The organism is Bythopirellula sp., from assembly GCF_041737835.1.
Taxonomy (GTDB): Bacteria; Planctomycetota; Planctomycetia; order Pirellulales; family Lacipirellulaceae; genus Bythopirellula.
Genome location: NZ_JBGSQY010000022.1, coordinates 1 through 16437, shown reverse-complemented (window position 1 = coordinate 16437; position 16437 = coordinate 1). Strand labels below are relative to the sequence as shown.

Sequence of the window (16437 nt, the reverse complement as noted above, 5' to 3'; positions counted from 1 at the left end):
TCACCCCGCCGCTTTGAGAAACATCACCACAATCGCAAACAGCCCCAACGCGGCGAGCCCTGATTTGATTTTCTCGAACAGCGGTTTGTCTTCCTCGGGGAGCACAATCATATTTGGCGATTGGGCGGCAAAGGCATCGACTTGTGGCGCTGGTGCGGGATTGTTGTTCGCCTGCAACTCATCGAAAGCGGGCGGTTGCAAAATTTCGGTCGTCGCGGGCTTCGTGGCCGGTTGTTCGGCAAGGTTCGACTGCCACGGATTGGCCGTTGGGGCCGCGTTGAAATCGTTGTCACTTGTTGTTTGCGCGGACACCAATTGAGCCTGAGTTGGCCGGCCAATATCCGGTGCGAGCGATGCTAAGAACTCACCCACCCGGCCGCCGAAGCTTCCCATCGTTGTGCCGTTGCCTGCGCCGAACAGCACTCCCGCGAGTTCGCCGTTGCTATTCAAAATCGGCCCGCCGGAATCCCCCTGGCGCGCTTCGACGTTCAACTCCACCATCTGCTGCGGCAAATGTTCTTTCGGCGAGTAATACTGCGTGCAGCGTCCTGTCACCGAGCGATAGATCCCCGGCCCGTAGCCGCAGATCGTCAGTTGATCGCCCGGTTGCGGCGCGGTTGGGGCGATCTTCACCGGCTGCACGCCTTTAGGCTCGTAAATCACCAAAGCGGCCAAATCCCAATCGGAATCGACCTTCAAAGCTCGTGCCTTCGACGTAAATCCGTTGGGAAAGATCACTTCAATCGGCGCTTGAGCATCGCGCACGACATGCCAGTTGGTCACGACGATGCCATAGCCATCGCGAAGATCCACCAACGTGCCGCTCCCCATCGATGTCGCTTCCCCTTCGGGAACAACAATCCTCGCCACGGCCGGATGCGGCTGTTGCATTGTGGCTGGCGGCACCGACCGAAACCCGCTGTCCACGGGCGGAGCAGGGGTTTCCGAACCAAGCCCGAACTCTTGCGCCCAGACGTTCTTAAAGTTGGCGGCTGAAAACTCTGCGACCGCCACGGGCGCGAAGCCCAGCTGCGCAAAGATGATCGTGCCCGCTATTGCCAGGCAATAGCGGACACGCCAACGGTCAATCGTTTCGTTTCTGGAAACTTTCACTGCGGTGTCAAACTTGGGTGGGTGAAGGTGTCGATTCGGTGGGAGACTGACGACGTCTCATTTCGTTCTCGACGATCATCTTCAGCAACCGCTCACGAAGTTTGGCAGCCTCCTCACGTGAAGCGAGCGCGGCTTCCACCTTCGCGGTGGCTGAGCTAACCGCATCCCTGCGCCGTTTTCCTGAGGGTGTTATGTCCATCACTGCGTTCTCACTGTCCTCACCAACTGCAATGCGCCACGACGAACGGCAGTCCCTGTCGACTGCCGTGGGTCGTGGCATTTTTTCAATCGGTCTCAAGCGGCAATAGGACGACCGCCCCGCAACTCTTCGTCGCGACGGGGAAAATCCTGGCCGTTGTTGTAGAGAGCTTTGAGTCTCCGCAACTCGGCCCGGAGGGCATTCTCCGCCAACTGAGTCAGAGTCAGCCGTGCCGGGTAACCTGCCAAATGCACCGCGGCGTCCCGAGCCTCATTCAGAACGTCGAGCGGCAGGTAAATTGTGGCACGCACTTTTGGGTTTCCGTCGGATTGCATACTCTTGTCCCTGAATGACTGGGTATCCCATGTTGTGGAGCTTGGATCTCGCAGGTGATCGCGAGCACCAAGCTTCCCCCAACACAAACATCGGATACTGGCTCACGATACTGCAAACGTCCGACGTTTCGCGGTAGCCGTTCGCTAAACGTCATAAGGGGAAGCGAATAACCAGCACGGCCGGCAAGGTTTATCATGGGGGAGAGGTCGGAGGTCAGGGGCCAGGGGTCGGAAATACTAGCCTCCAACTTCTAGCTTCTTATCGTCCATCGTCCCATCGTCCCATCGTCCCATCGTCCCACAGTCCCACAGTCCCACAGTCCCACTGAGCTTTGCCAGGTTGGCGAGCTTTGCTTGGTTTGCAGCTCCCTGAACACGCCAAGCTCGATTTATCGCCCGTTCGCTGGGGTCCCAACTTTCGCGCCGAAACTCCTGGGTTTTGTCACTTGGGCATGTCGCAAGTGCTGAAAGTTCAAGCTCTTGCGAAATTCGCACGTGCCAAAACGAGGCGACTTTTGGTCAAAACGTACATTGAGCGCGTTCCAAATGGACCTTCCACAGTTTGAGTTTCCAAAGAACACGCCACACAATGGGCGAACCCCATTATCGCGATTGCCAAGCGCTTCGCCACAACGATTCTTGGCCGGGGAGAAATGATTAAACCACAGAGGGCACAGACAGCACGGAGGGGAAGCAACCACGAATCAGACGAATGGCACGAATGGATGTATGCAGGCTGGGGCGACACAAGCTCGAATTCATTGGCTGAAAGCCAAACCTCATCGTAGCCTAGGGCAACGACCTAGGAATAGAATCGATGTCGCATCGTTGGCTGAAAGCCATACTCAACTGTGGCCAAGACTTTCTCGATGAATAAGGCCTTCGGCTAAACGGATTGTTGCGGCCTGAGTCCTGGGGCGCTGCCCCAGGCTACGGTGAGAGTGGCCGTTAGCCATGAGAGAAAACGCGATTTGGGCGGCATGAAGCTTATCTACAGTCCATAGTCCCACAGCCCACGGTCCTAAAGTCTTCTTCCTGTAGCTGACCTCTGTGAGATCGGATCCGTAACGGTGGCTTCCAGCCGCTGGGGATTTGGTCATTCCGAGAGAGGCCAATCTGTCACGAAAAACTTGTTTTACCGAACACTGAATAAGTGTATACTTAGCTCTTTCACATTCTGTCTGCCAAGGAGCTACCACAGTGTTTGTATTTTCAAGCTATTGTCTTCGGCTTTTGGCCGTCTCAATTTGCATGCTTACGATTCAGTTGGAAGCAATTGCTCAAACCTTGCCTTATCCTAGCGATGCAATTACGTTCGCTCAAAAATCTCACGAAGCCAATGGCAATGTTTTTGTCCTCCAAAAAGAGCTAGACATATTGATTGCTAAGGCCGGAGGGGGCGCCTGCCCCAGTGCCGCTGCTATCGACCTTCTACAAGTGCTCTTGGGCATGACTGGGGATAAGCTTATTGCAAATCCACACAAGGTAGCACTTGAGGCTTTCACACATGAGCCACGCCTCCTAAATGGACGTGTTCCCAATGAACTCTTTGAAAAGCTGATTAAGTATTACGACCAACAACATCTGCTTGACTCCAACCTGAAAATCTCGATCAAGTCTTCGCCTGGCTATTCAGCTTACGACCAGAAATGGCGTCGCCATCGTGGACCGAAACTGCATACAGATAAGCATCAGTTGAAGATATTAAGCTATACCGTTACTGAAGCCAAAGGAAACGAACTCGGTCGCCACTTCGTTTTGCTAAAAGAGCGAAAGGAGAATCTTTTGACGGTTCTTGATCCTAGCAACCCAACTAAGGATTACAGATATGAAGTCAAATTCGATGACGACAAACAATTTCGCAGAATCTATCTGAATCGTCCGTCCACGGGAAATCCGAATGGTCTCATCTATGAGTTGAATACTGTGTTTACAGTCACCGTTGATGAAACGAAGAAAGGCTATCAAGATGCACCTAGCCACCCCAAGTCCGTTGAACGAGTTAACGCAAAGATTGATGAAACAGCTCGTGAACTTTGGGGCGAAAATAAAACACCGTCCGACCGTTTCACCTCTCCAGTACTTTGGCGTCAAGAGACAGCCGATTTTGGTCTTCCTGGCTTGGATATGCCAATCGAATTTGGTGGAGCTGGATGGAATGCTGAGCAAACACTTGAAGTTTTCCGACACGCGGGTTCTCACAACCTGAATTTTCGGGATATCGTCGGTGGAGCACACGGTCGGCTTTTAACAAATTCAACCAATCCAGAAGTTGCAAAAATTATCAAAGAGGTCATCAATGGCGATGCGTACATAGCGGTCGCCATGACAGAACCAACAGCCGGCAGCGACTTTCACGCAATTAAAAGCTTTGCAAAGAAAACGGAAGGTGGATTTCTTCTCACCGGTGAGAAGAGATATGTAGCACGACTAAAAGAGGCAAAGTACGTCGTGCTATTTGCCAAGGCAACCAGTGGTCAAAATCGAGAACTTAGCGCGTTTGTGATTCCGCTAGACACTCCTGGTTTAGAGGTAATTGAGTTAAATGCACATGGCCTCAAAGGAAACTCGTTTGGAGGCCTAAAGTTTAAGGACTTATTTGTCTCCGACAGCCAGCTGATCGGCGAAGATGGCAAAGGTGCCGACATATTTGAAAAGCACTTTCGCTACTGGCGTCTTATGCAAGCCGCTGCTGCTTTGGGTACTGGCGAAGGGGCTCTCAAACAAATGGCAGAAAGGATTAGTACCCGCAATGCCTTTGGCGGACCCATAGGCCGCTTCACACATTTACAACAACCACTGGGACAATACACAACTGAGCTTGAAATGGCAGCCTCATTAGCACGTGAAGCGGCTCGACTCTTGGACTTGGGCGGTAAAGAAAATCTGGATCGGGCAGAGTTACTGATCAATGGCCTGAAAGCGGAAGGCGTGGAAATTTCTTTAGCTGCTGTTGATGCAGCAACCAGAGCATTTGGCGCCGAAGGTTATTCAACACAAGTCGATCTCGGGGACAGATTGCAAGATTTAAACGGGCTCCGCATTGCCGATGGAACCACAGACGTTATGCGGATGTCTGTAGTCAGTAAGCGGTTCGGTCGTGAATTTTGGGATATGGCGGTGCGGTCAAATACGAAGAATAAAGAATAACGCGACTTCATCGACAAGAACAACCTACTCCGTCGTCACTCGCCAGATCACGTCGCTTGGTTCGTCGGCGACGAGCAGCGATCCATCCTGGGCGAAGATCACGCCCACGGGCCGGCCGTAAACTTCGTTGTCGTTGGCGATAAAGCCGGTGAGGAAATCTTCGGCATCGCCCGCGGGAATGCCATCGCGGAAGGGGACGAAGGCGACCTTGTAACCCGAAAACTCCGAGCGATTCCACGAACCGCGCAAGCCGACGAATGCTCCCCCATGATACTTTTGGGGAAACCGATCGACTTTGTCAAACGCCAAACCCAACGCGGCCACGTGCGAGCCCAACGGCACGTCGGGGACGATCGTCTTTTTCACAAGGTCGGGCCGCTGGCCTTCGAGCCGTGGGTCTTCATGAGCTCCAAAATAAGCGTACGGCCAACCATAAAATCCTTCCTCTTGGACGCTCGTCAAATAATCAGGCACGAGTTCGTCGCCCAGCTGATCCCGTTCGTTGACCGTCGTCCACAGGGCTCCGGTGATTGGTTCCCAAGCGAGTCCATTCGGATTTCGCAGCCCCGAAGCAAACACGCGCAGGCCCGTGCCATCCAAGTTGCATTCCAGAATGTTGGCTCGCAACATTTCCTCGGCCATGCCATGTTCGGCCACGTTGCTGGCAGAACCAACCGTGATATACAGTTTCGTGCCATCCCGCGAAGCGATGATGTTGCGCGTCCAGTGGTTGTTGTATCCCCCGGCCGGCAGATCCAAGATTTTCATGCCCGGTTTGTCGATGGTCGTTTGATCTTTTTCGTAAGGGTAAGCCCACACGCCATCGGTACAGGCCACGAACAGCGTTTCGTTCGCAATCGCCATCCCAAACGGCTGGTTCAAATCTTTGAGAAAAGTCTCCTGAACCTCCGGAGTGCCGTCGGCATCGGCATCTCTGAGCAATGTGATGATGTTGGGGGAATCACCAGTTACGGTTTTTGATTTTTTCATGCCCGCATTCATTTTTTCTTCTTCTTCGCGCTTTTCGGCGGGGGTGTCTTCGTCAGGCGCCGGCTTCGGCATCGTACGGGCTTGAGCCACCAAGATATCGCCGTTCGGCAGCGTATAAAGCCAACGCGGGTTGTCTAAGTCCTTCGTAAACGCGGTGACTTTGAACCCGGCGGGAGCTTGCGGCGTCTTACCTTCTGGCCAGCCGATCACTTCCGGATGGTTAATCACCGATTCGGTCGCAAATGGCTTTGGTAGTTCTTTGGCAACTTGCTGCCCCAACTCGTTGGTCGTTTCAGCCAACACGGCCGCCGTCTGAATTCCAAAAACAAAGCCGCAAGCTAATGTCATCTTCAAAACGTAATCGATTCTCATATTCAAACCTTTCTAGCGCATCGCCATGTCGCGCCACAGTTCCACGTCGATGTCGTTATCAATAAATTTTTGACTTCCATCACAGTATTGAGTCACCACGCCGGACGGATGGTGACTCCGCGCGCCGAGCAAACCTTTTTGTTGAGACAGATTCATACAGTCCCAGACTTCAGAATTGGGCGCGTAATAGTGGTTGTAGAGAGTGTTGCCGTAGTTGCCCAAAATCCACTTCGCCCCACGCTGGCCGTACCACGAGCCGCTATTGTTAGCTGCACACGAGCTATCACCTGGATCACTCGCCAGCGGTAATTCCAGCATGAGGTCATTTGGTGCTGCGTCGTAGGTTTGCCCGACGCCTAATGTTCGCTCGCTGAAAGCCACGGTCGCGGACGAGCCTCTTAGCAAATGACGAAATCCGACCGCGGAGTTCGTGTAAAACACGCCGTCCGACTCGACGATGTTTCCGGCGTTGAGCCGACCGCTACCGGCATTGGCCGCGTAGTTCGTTGCACCATACAGCGAGCCAGCAATGTCTCCGGCGGCGGGATCGCTCGGGCACAAGAAAATCGCCACGCGGCGCGTTGCCGCTGCGTAATTCGGCGTGCCGTCGTAAGCCGTAGCGCCGACCGTGAAACTCGTGGGTGGCGCTGCAAAGTCAACGAGTTCGCGCAGCGAGATTTCCTCCAAAAATGGCAGCAAGAAGGCGTGCGTGGAAAATACCGAAGGAAGGGGCGCACCTCGTCCAGGCGGGAATTTGCCATACGCCGCGTGATAGTTTTGCGCAGCCAGACCAATTTGACGCACATGGTTGCCACACGTCATGCGCCGCGAAGCTTCGCGTGCCGCTTGGACGGCCGGGAGTAACATGGCCACCAGCACGCCAATGATGCTGGTGACTGTCAGCAGTTCAACCAACGTGAACGCACCGCGTCCAACGCCGAAAGTTTCCCCACGTTTATTATGTATCCTGGCCATCGCCAGCCAGAGAGAAGCAATAAGTGTTCCAGGGCGATGTAGTCCTGGGGTGTGCAGGATCGCGTGGCGATCCGCCTATTAAGACTCCACTAGTGCCGCGATCATTCCTTCGCTCGTGTATTCCTTCGCCACCGCGGAGGCTTTGTAACCGGCGGCGGACAGGACTTCCGCTGTCAGCGGGCTGATCGCCACGAGTTTCGCTTGCTGGAGATCGTCGCCGAACATTTTTATGAGCGACCGCGCGATCGCGGAGCTGGTGACTGTGATCCAATCGATTTGGCCCGACCGCAAACGTTTCAGCACGTGATCCGCGGGCTGGGCGACGTCGGCACTTTGATAAACGACCACCTGCGAAACGTCGGCCCCCGCAGCGGTGAGCATCTCGGCCAACACTTCCCGGCCACGACTGGCGCGTAATAAGAGAACGCGTTTGCCTTTCGCTTGCGGAGCAAGCTCCGCGGCCAAGGCTTCGGCGCGGTATTCGTGCGGCTGCAAATCGGCGTGCAGATGAAACTTTTTTAACGCCTCGGCTGTCGCGGGACCGATCGCCGCGATTTGGCAGTTGCCCAAGTGACGTAGATCGTGACCTTTTTCCAAGATACGCCGCAAGAAGTAGTCGACGCCGTTGGCGCTCGAGAACACCAGCCAATCAAACGTCGGCAACTCTTCGATGGTTTGATCGACCGCACTCCAATCCGCCGGCGCGGAAATCTCGATCGCGGGCTGGCACCAAGTGGTCGCTCCCAGCGAATGCAAATCTCGCAACATATCGGCCGATTGATGTTCGGGCCGCGTGACCAAAATCGTTTGCCCCGCGAGTGGCTTGGTTGTGTGCTGAACTTCGGTCGAAAACCAGGCCGACTGCGTGGCCGCTTCGACGGCTTCGCCAACAACGATGATCGCGGGGGGACGCATCTTTTTCGGACCCAAAATTTCGGCCAGTTCCCCGAGCGTCGTCTTAATCACTTCCTGATCGGCAAACGTCGCCCGGCGAATGATTGCGACCGGTGTGGCAGCTGGCTTGCCGTGGGAGATCAATTCGGTCGACCAACGGGGCGCGGTCGTGATGCCCATGTAAAACACGAGCGTCCCGGGAAACTTGGCGAGGTTCGCTAGATCGAGCGAATCGGTTTCCTTGTGACAAGATTCTTGCCCGGTGACAAACGCCACGCAGGAGGCTCGATCGCGGTGCGTGAGCGGGATGCCCGCATAGCTGCTCGCGGCGAGTGCCGAAGTCACCCCGGGGACGACTTCGTACGGAACGCCAGCCGCTTCGAGGGCGGCGATTTCTTCCGCCGTGCGGCCAAAGATCGCGGGATCGCCCCCCTTGAGCCGCACGACCATCTTGCCCCGCTGAGCCGTCGCGACCATGTGGGCGTTGATTTCGTCCTGCGACAATAATCGCCCTTCGCCATGCCGACCGAGACAAACGAGTTCGCGCGGTGTTTGACTCTCGTCCCACAAGCCGGCATGATTGAGCACAACCGGATCGACCAAGTAGTCATAAAACACGGCGTCGGCTTTTTGGAGCAGTTCAAAACCCCGTAACGTGATGAGCGACGGTTCCCCCGGCCCGGCACCGACGAGATACACTTTGCCAGATTTCATAATTTGTGGGTCTTGGGGGTCATGAGGCTAAATTACTGCTGGGCCCCGAGAACTGCCAAGTCAAAATGAACCGCCAAGGACGCGAAGAGCGCCAAGAAAGTGATTCACCATGAATTCACCTGAATCACACGAATGGTAGATTTGTGAAATTCGTGCGGATTTGTGGTTAAAACGTATTTTGTAATTCTTGGCGGATTTTGGCGATCTTGGCGGTTCAAATATTCGACTTGGTAGTTCTCCTAGACTGTTGGTCGTGGCAAATTGGTGGGCAAAGCACAGAATGCTAGAATAATGGTTATGGAACCTTCTCAACAAGCTGGCGGCACACGCGGAGCGCGAGGAATTGCGCCCCTGTCGCCCGCTTCGCGCCAGCGTTTGCAGAAGGTTTTCGAGCATGGCCAGCGTTGTGCCGATAAGGACGATTTCGATTACGCCACGCAACTTTTCACGCAATGCGTGGTCGAAGACCCAGGCAACACGATCTATCTGCAAAGCTTTTTCTCGAACTTGCAGAAGAAATATAAGAATAATAAGTCGGGCGCAATGCTGGCGTCGCTGAAAATTAAAAGCCAGCGATCGACCCTCAATCGCGCGGCCGCCAAAGGGAATTGGACCGAAGCCCTGCAAGCGGGCTGCAATGCGCTCGCGTACAATCCGTGGGATATCACCACACTGTTGGGCATGGCCCAAGTCTGCCGCGAGCTGGGCCTCGACGAAGCCCAACTGTCGTATCTGCGCCGGGGTTTGGACACGAATCCCAAAGATATCGCCACCAACCGCCAAGCGGCGATGACGCTTCAACGGATGGGCCAGTTCGATCAAGCGATCGCCTGTTGGCATCGCGTCGAACAAGCCAAGCCGCAGGACGAAGAAGCGCTGCAAGCCATCTCGCGACTTTCGGTGGAAAAAACGATCCACGAAGGGGGCTACGATTCCAGCATGTTGATGCAAGGGAGCACGGCTGGCAGCACGTCGAAAATCTCCGTGGCGAATTACGCCCGCAATGCCAAAGATCATCAAACGGTCGCCAACGACGAAGATATCGACCTGCCGCCGGAGCAACGGCTGCAAAAATCAATCGACCGCGATCCGTCGAATTTGCAGTCCTATTACCAGCTCTCCGATTTGTACGTGCAGCAGCAACGCTTCGACGAGGCGGAACGAGTTCTTGAGCGCGCCTTGCAAGCTTCCGGCGGGGGCGACCTCACGGTGCGCGAGCGTTTGGAAGAAGTATTGTTAAGGCGTTCGCGACAGCAACAGGCGATCGCCGAGCAGAATCATCAGCAGGATCCCACGGAAGAGAATCAGCAGCTCGCCAACCAGATGCGCATCCGCGCGAATCAGCTCGAGCTGGAAACCTACGCCGCCAAGTCCGAGCGTGATCCGCACAATTTGCGTTTGAAGTATGAGCTCGCCCTGCGGCTCAAGCGGGCTGGCAAACCTAAGGACGCGATTCCGCTGCTGCAAGCCGCCCGCGGCGACGTTCAACGGCGGGCCCAGGTTTTGGTCGAGCTGGGCGAGTGCTTCCAGAAGATCGAACAGTACAAATTGGCCCTGGCCAACTACGAACAGGCCGTGGCCGCCTGCGAGGAGCCAGATTCAGAAATCCGCCGCCTGGCGCTGTATCGCGCGGGGGTTTTGGCCACGGGAATGCGAGAATTTGACCGCGCCGAGCGACATTTGACCGAATTGGCGGGCCTCGATTTTAGCTATCGGGATGTGGCCGACCGGCTGGACAAAATCAACAAATTACGCGATAGTGGGTGATTCCCGTTGGCCGAAGGTGGCCAACAGTAATCCGCAGTCCCGTTGTTAATCAGTCAACATGCCCAATTCAGCCAGTGCCAAGAAGCGTTTGCGTCAGAGCATCGATCGTCGTGCCCACAATCGCACCATCAAGTCCACGCTCCGGACTCAAATCCGTAAGGTACGTGCCGCCATCCTGGCAGGCGACGTCGCCACCAGTGAGCAGGAATTCATCCTGGCCACCAAGAAGCTCGACCAGGCAGCCTCGAAGCATGTGATTCACGACAATCAAGCTTCGCGCTTGAAGTCGCGCCTCTCGGCTTCGATCAAGAAGATCAAAACGGCAAAGGCCAGCGCCTAAGTTCGCTGACAGCCTAAGTTTGCCACCAAGAGCCGCCGGCGCAAGCCGGTGGTTTCAATATGTGAGTGCAAGGCGGAACAAGCTCTGCCGCGAGCTTCACCAAACAATCTTCCGCGCGTCGAACACCGGGCCTTCGACGCACGTGCGTTTGTAGTCCCAGTCGCCACTGGGTTGTTCGGTCTTCACGACGCAGCTGAAGCAGATGCCGATGCCGCAGGCCATCGGGGTTTCGAGCGACACTTCGCACGGCACATTCTTCACCCGCGCGATGCCCGCCACGGCTTCCATCATCCGCTCGGGCCCGCAGCAGGCGATGCGTGTGGAAGTCGCGGTCTGCGTGTCGAGCACTTGCTCCAAGACTTCCGTGACCAAGCCATGATGCCCCACGCTGCCATCGTCGCTGGCGATCCACAGGTCGATACCACACGCGCGGAAATCTTCGGCCCCCGACAGGAAATCTTTGGTCCGCACGCCGTAACACAGCGTCACCTTCTGGGCCGGTGAAACGGTGCGTTCCCCCAATCCGTATGAACGTTTGCCCAAAAATTCGCGCCCCAGCGCGAGAAACGGTGTTTGACCGATTCCTCCCGCGACCATCACCAGATGCTCGACCGGCTCCGCAGAAAAACCGTTCCCCAGCGGTCCCCAGACGTCGAGCTGCTGCCCGGGCTGATAGTGGGCGAGCTGGCTGGTCATCTTGCCGACGACCAAATAGACGACGTCGACTCCAATCGGCGTGCCACCCGCATCGAGCACCGTGTCGTAGAGTGCGAACGGCCGCCCCAGCAGCGGGTCGTTATCGTGCGGCAACCGCACCATCAGAAATTGCCCCGGCACGATCGTCGCGGCCAGCTCGGGACACTCGAATCGCACGCGGTAGGTGCTCCGCGCTAAGCATTCATTCAGGGTAATCGTTACGCGATATTGCCGCGCGCGGTCGGCATAGTACGCCGCAGCCAGAGTATTCGATTGTGAGTCGCATCCTGCGGTGCTCAACGCGAACCTCGCTTTCGCGGCCGTCCAAATCCGCTCGGTTTCTTCGAGCCACTGGGACCAGCCCCTTGCTTCTTGGCTCCCTTACGAGCTCCTGGGGCCGAACCTTTGGTGGCCTTACCCATCGCTGCCTTGCGCTTACGTTCGCGCGCGACCTCGGCCAGTTTCTTGACGTCATCCTGGCCGGCAGGGGAGGGGGCCCGTTTCCGCGCGACCGGTTGTTCGCTGACGGCCGCGCGCAGTTTGCGAACTTCTTCCGGAGTCAGCATGCGCGATGCTCCCTTGGGAAGCTCGCCCAGGCGAATCGGTCCGACGGCAACGCGAATCAAGCGCTGCACTTTGTGTCCCACGCGTGCTAACAGCCGCCGCACTTCGCGGTTGCGTCCTTCGTCGAGGACCATTTCAAGCACGCCGCTATTTTTTTTCTTGCCTTTGAAGCGCACGTCGACCGGCTTCACAAATCCTTCCGCCAGATGCACGCCCCGCCGCAATTGCGACAACACGTCCGGCCCCGGTTCGCCCGCCACGTGGACTTCGTAATACTTCCGCACGCCATGCCGGGGATGGGTCAGCAGATTGGCTAGGTCACCATCGTTGGTCACCAGGATCAACCCTTCGCTGCTCATGTCGAGGCGGCCGACGTTGTACACGCGGCCCACGTCGGGCGGCAGCAAATCGATCACGCGCGGCCTGCCCGAGGGATCGTTGGCCGTGCACACGATCCCGGTCGGTTTATTGACGGCGTAATAAACGTGCTTCACTTTGCCAATCTTTTGTCCGTCGACGAAGATTTCTTGCTTGGCAGGTTCCACCCGCGTGCCGAGTTCGGTCACGACTTGGCCGTCGACTTGCACCCGGCCTTCCAGAATGATCTGCTCGGCCTCGCGACGACTGGCGATCCCCGCCGCTGCGAGAAACTTTTGCAGCCGCTCACCGGGCAAATCGGAGGGAGGCGTGGAGACGGTCCGCCGCCTGGGCCGCGCGTCGGGACGTTTGCCGCGCACCGGCGCTTTTTTGCCGAAGGTTCGCTGTTGAGATTTTTTGGGGCTGATTTTTTTGCGAGGAGTCATCGCGCTGGCTCATGGTCGAAAGGGAGAGCGACAACACCACGGCCGCATACCCCCCATCATACCTGCCACGAAAGGAGAAACCCAGGGGCTATGGGGAAGGGGGGAGGTGGACTTCAGGGACCAGCAGATTGAAATAATCCGTCAGCGATAGGACTTTCAAAGAATGACAACTGATTCCGTGCCAGAGAGATATGCCATGTGTTAGCGGGGCATGCTGACAAGTACATTCGTTTAGAAAAGAATTTGTTCTTAATCACAGGGTCATCGGGCCGTCGCAATCGCTTGCTTCTATAGCCGCAACATCCTGGTGAGGGCTATTACTTCCGCCGTAGTGCGACACCCGCGAATAAAGCAACAGACAATAGCAAACTCGTAGGCTCCGGCACGGTGACGCTTGCCGTGAGTGAACCCTCACCATAATTTGTCTGCCAATCGGCCAGATTCCCGACGCTCGGGTTTCTCTGCCACAACAAGAAATCTCGACCGCCGACAGCCCCATCGCCGTCAAAATCACCTGAGAGGGGATCGCCAGGGAGTGGGAGTTCGAAAATATAGGCTGCCTCCAAATAGTAGCTCCCCCCAATGATTTTGTTGCCGTCGATTGCTACAGCATAGCCAAATTCGGCGGATTGACTCTCGTACGCATCGGAGGTGATAAGTTGGTACAACTCCTCACCTGACGTGACATCAAATACATGCGCCGCACCCAGACCCCCATCTATGAAGCCGGTGGGTGCACCCACAACTGCAATGTTGCCGCTAAGGGCGACGGAAAATCCGAAGTAATCGGCAAATTCGGGGTCAGACGCCATGAGTTTCGAGAGTTGCTCTCCCGTCGTGACATCGAACAGATAAGCTGATCCTGAATCTTGTCCCGCGGAATCATCTACAAAAGCACCTACGATCGCGACGTTACCATCGATTGCCACGGATTCGCCAAAAAAATTCAACTCAGCAGCATCGGAGGCGGCGAGCTTAAAAAGCTCCTGGCCCGTGGTCACATCGAAGAGATAAGCGGAGTCTGAATAAGGATCACCCACGATCGCGACGTTGCCATCGATTGCCACTGACGCACCGAATAGATCTCCTTCCCCAGCGTCGGAAGCGGTGAGCTTAAAAAGTTCCTGGCCCGTGGTCACATCGAAGAGATAAGCGGAGCCCGAGTCGTCTACATCAGTATCATCTCGCCGCGCACCAATAATGGCGATATTGCCACTGATAGCTACATGGCGACCGAAAGCGTCGTCGAAAGCCGTATCGGAGGCCGTAAGCTTCCGCACTTCGTTGAGCACGGGAGTGGGGGCTGGTGGGGGATCAAACGATACTAAAAGATCGACATAGTCGTCGCCATAAATGGGCATCACCGTCCCATTGTCGAACAGGTTCCCCTGCAGGGTATCGAACGTTCCGACAATACTGCTTGCCGTCAAGATTCGGAAAGTCTGATTATTCAATTCCCCTAGCTCGGGCAAATAGGAAAGATCAAGCGTGCCATTTAGATAAGCGATCCCTTCCACATTCAGTTGGTCGAATGAGTCGAGACCGGCGAAATCAATCTCCAGCGTGCTCGTCGAACTGGGACTGTAATTCGGGAGTACAGAACCATAGACGACGTTCGTCGTACCGATGTTGCCTGGCCCGCCCGGGGAGACCGTTGCCCCCTGGACACCCAAATTTCCATGAATCGTCCCCACGGCCACGCGTCCACCAGAAAAACTGGCCGAGCCCCCGCTGAAAGTCATCTCTTCGGCCTTAAGCATGCCGCCATTAAGCTGAAAACTTCCGCCCGAGCCGACATTAACCGTGCCCGTGGTGTCGAGGGTGCCATTGAAGTTATGGGTCCCTCCTGAGAAGTTAACGTTCATTCCTCCAGAGATATCAGCCCCAGCGGCGAAGTTGTGATTGCCACCGAATTGGAGCGTGGTTCCCACCGCTCCGGTGAAGGTCCCGGCGTGGTCGCCACCAAGCAATAAGAGGCTGCCTTCTTCGACATCGACGGTTCCCGAGTTGTTGAACGTGAAGGTACCGCCATAGCTGACAAACGTGACTGCGCCAGTTCCCGTCTTCGTGAACGTGCCCGCATTGTTAAATGCATTCGTGCCGGCCTGGCTGTAAATGAACATATCACTTGAGGAAGCATCAGCCAAAAAATCCGCATTGTTCTGGATCGTGCCGTTGACCAAGCTGAGATTACCATCCGTCCATGTTGTTGAGCCGTCATTCACCAGTATTCGATTAAGATTACGGGTTTGATTGCCAATGATCGCAAGGGTTCCCTCAGAACCGATCGTCGTTACGCCACTACCAGCCATCGTGCCTAACGTCCAATTGAGATCGTCATCGACATCCCAATCTCCCGAACCGGTCACAGTACCGCTGAGATTCACAGTCGGCGCTTCCAGATGCCCTGCTTCGATGGCCACCGTCCCCTGGATATTGACCGTGCCGGTGGTCGTCAGTTGACTGTCGAGCGTTGCCGTCCCTCCTGAGAAGTTAACGTTCATTCCTCCAGAGATATCAGCCCCAGCGGCGAAGTTGTGATTCCCACCGAATTGGAGGGATGTTCCTACCGCTCCGGTGAAGGTCCCGGTGTGGTCGCCACCAAGCAATAAGAGGCTACCTTCTTGGACATCAACGGTTCCCGAGTTGTTGAACGTGAAGGTACCGCCATAGCGGACAAACGTGACTGTGCCAGCTCCCGTCTTCGTGAACGTGCCCGCATTGTTAAACGCATTCGTGCCGGCCTGGCTGTAAATGAACAGATCACTTAAAGAAGCATCAACCAAAAACTCCGCATTGTTCTGGAACGTGCCGTTGACCAAGCTGAGATTACCGCCCGTCCATGTCGTTGAGCCGTCATTCACCAGAATTCGATTAAGATTACGCGTTTGATCAACGCCAATCATCGCCAGGCTCCCCTCCGAACCGATCGTCGTTACGCCACTACCCTCCATCGTGCCACTGGACCAATTCGACATATCCTTCAGAGTTAAATCGAAGTCACCATTGATTGTTGCGTTATCAAGTGCCAGTCCCTCGATCTCAATCTCCTGATCAAGCGTCACCGTGCCGCCGTTGATGACGGCGTTGTAGTCGTTCTCCCCGTTGCCGTTGTTGGGAAACAAGGGATCGGTGCTCCACCGCGTAGCGTCGGACCAATTGCCCGTTGTGCCGTTCCAGGACGATGAAACTTGGGCAGAACTAACTTCAACATCAAACGTAAAAATCAATCCCGCGAGAGCGATAACAAGATATTTATTGATCATGGATTTCTCGAATCCCAAGTGCTTGATCCAGGTGATTTCACGAACAGCCAGGATTGGTGTGGATAGGCTGAATTGTGGTTCTTTACAAATGGCCTGTCAAGAAATATCTGTCTTAACCTGCTCTGTCGAAAACCCTCACCTGCTAGCTAAACAATGCTTTTCGTGTCATCGTAGTGGAAGGCATGTCCCAGACGAGCAAGTCTCCGAAGCGAATTCTGCAGGTCGCCCACACGTTGGGTAAGCAGCGACTGCGAACTTA

Annotated in this window: 11 protein-coding genes; 3 read left to right on the top strand and 8 right to left on the bottom strand. The window is 55.5% G+C overall.

Annotated features, from left to right (window positions below):
* The gene (locus tag AC6T8Q_RS06465; protein WP_500678291.1) at positions 1–1113 is read right to left on the bottom strand and encodes a S1 family peptidase; all 1113 of its coding nucleotides are present in this window, start codon (positions 1111–1113) and stop codon (positions 1–3) included.
* 294 nt (positions 1114–1407) lie between these two features.
* Entirely contained in the window at positions 1408–1623 is a 216-nt protein-coding gene (locus AC6T8Q_RS06460; protein WP_496922268.1) for a hypothetical protein, read from the bottom strand.
* 1224 nt (positions 1624–2847) lie between these two features.
* Here AC6T8Q_RS06460 and AC6T8Q_RS06455 point away from each other — a divergent pair.
* Complete coding sequence (locus tag AC6T8Q_RS06455; RefSeq protein WP_500678290.1) at positions 2848–4797, top strand: acyl-CoA dehydrogenase family protein; 1950 nt, start codon at positions 2848–2850, stop codon at positions 4795–4797.
* Between the two features lie 24 nt (positions 4798–4821).
* On the opposite strand, the gene AC6T8Q_RS06450 is transcribed toward AC6T8Q_RS06455, so the two are convergent.
* The 3 genes from AC6T8Q_RS06450 to cobA form a co-directional block, all read right to left on the bottom strand.
* Positions 4822–6159 carry a PQQ-dependent sugar dehydrogenase gene (locus AC6T8Q_RS06450; RefSeq protein WP_500678289.1) on the bottom strand — a complete coding sequence of 446 codons (1338 nt, stop codon included), beginning with the start codon at positions 6157–6159 and terminating at the stop codon, positions 4822–4824.
* A 12-nt stretch (positions 6160–6171) separates the two neighbouring features.
* The gene (locus AC6T8Q_RS06445; RefSeq protein ID WP_500678288.1) at positions 6172–7134 is read right to left on the bottom strand and encodes a DUF1559 domain-containing protein; all 963 of its coding nucleotides are present in this window, start codon (positions 7132–7134) and stop codon (positions 6172–6174) included.
* 78 nt (positions 7135–7212) lie between these two features.
* On the bottom strand, positions 7213–8742 hold the full coding sequence (gene cobA / locus AC6T8Q_RS06440; RefSeq protein ID WP_500678287.1) for a uroporphyrinogen-III C-methyltransferase: 1530 nt from the start codon (positions 8740–8742) through the stop codon (positions 7213–7215).
* Between the two features lie 297 nt (positions 8743–9039).
* Here cobA and AC6T8Q_RS06435 point away from each other — a divergent pair, with 297 nt between their 5' ends.
* Both AC6T8Q_RS06435 and rpsT read left to right on the top strand, forming a co-directional pair.
* A complete protein-coding gene (locus tag AC6T8Q_RS06435; RefSeq protein WP_500678286.1) occupies positions 9040–10509 on the top strand; it encodes a tetratricopeptide repeat protein in 1470 nt (489 codons plus the stop codon).
* Between the two features lie 58 nt (positions 10510–10567).
* Positions 10568–10849 (top strand): 30S ribosomal protein S20, encoded by a 282-nt coding sequence (rpsT, locus tag AC6T8Q_RS06430; RefSeq protein WP_496922260.1) that lies wholly within the window; start codon positions 10568–10570, stop codon positions 10847–10849.
* 96 nt (positions 10850–10945) lie between these two features.
* Here the strand turns inward: rpsT and AC6T8Q_RS06425 are convergent, their stop codons facing one another.
* The 3 genes from AC6T8Q_RS06425 to AC6T8Q_RS06415 all read right to left on the bottom strand — a co-directional run bounded on the left by AC6T8Q_RS06425 (position 10946) and on the right by AC6T8Q_RS06415 (position 16178).
* The gene (locus AC6T8Q_RS06425; RefSeq protein WP_500678285.1) at positions 10946–11845 is read right to left on the bottom strand and encodes a dihydroorotate dehydrogenase electron transfer subunit; all 900 of its coding nucleotides are present in this window, start codon (positions 11843–11845) and stop codon (positions 10946–10948) included.
* The gene (locus AC6T8Q_RS06420) at positions 11842–12912 is read right to left on the bottom strand and encodes a pseudouridine synthase (RefSeq protein ID WP_500678284.1); all 1071 of its coding nucleotides are present in this window, start codon (positions 12910–12912) and stop codon (positions 11842–11844) included. The genes AC6T8Q_RS06425 and AC6T8Q_RS06420 overlap by 4 nt, the downstream gene beginning before the upstream one ends.
* A gap of 317 nt (positions 12913–13229) precedes the next feature.
* Entirely contained in the window at positions 13230–16178 is a 2949-nt protein-coding gene (locus AC6T8Q_RS06415) for a hypothetical protein (RefSeq protein WP_500678283.1), read from the bottom strand.
* Positions 16179–16437: the final 259 nt, after the last annotated feature.

Coding starts and splice junctions, on each gene's coding strand:
- AC6T8Q_RS06450 (WP_500678289.1), bottom strand. CDS start 6,159: ATGAGAATCGATTACGTTTTGAAGATGACATTAGCTTGCGGCTTTGTT.
- AC6T8Q_RS06445 (WP_500678288.1), bottom strand. CDS start 7,134: ATGGCCAGGATACATAATAAACGTGGGGAAACTTTCGGCGTTGGACGC.
- cobA (WP_500678287.1), bottom strand. CDS start 8,742: ATGAAATCTGGCAAAGTGTATCTCGTCGGTGCCGGGCCGGGGGAACCG.
- AC6T8Q_RS06435 (WP_500678286.1), top strand. CDS start 9,040: ATGGAACCTTCTCAACAAGCTGGCGGCACACGCGGAGCGCGAGGAATT.
- rpsT (WP_496922260.1), top strand. CDS start 10,568: ATGCCCAATTCAGCCAGTGCCAAGAAGCGTTTGCGTCAGAGCATCGAT.
- AC6T8Q_RS06420 (WP_500678284.1), bottom strand. CDS start 12,912: ATGACTCCTCGCAAAAAAATCAGCCCCAAAAAATCTCAACAGCGAACC.
- AC6T8Q_RS06415 (WP_500678283.1), bottom strand. CDS start 16,178: ATGATCAATAAATATCTTGTTATCGCTCTCGCGGGATTGATTTTTACG.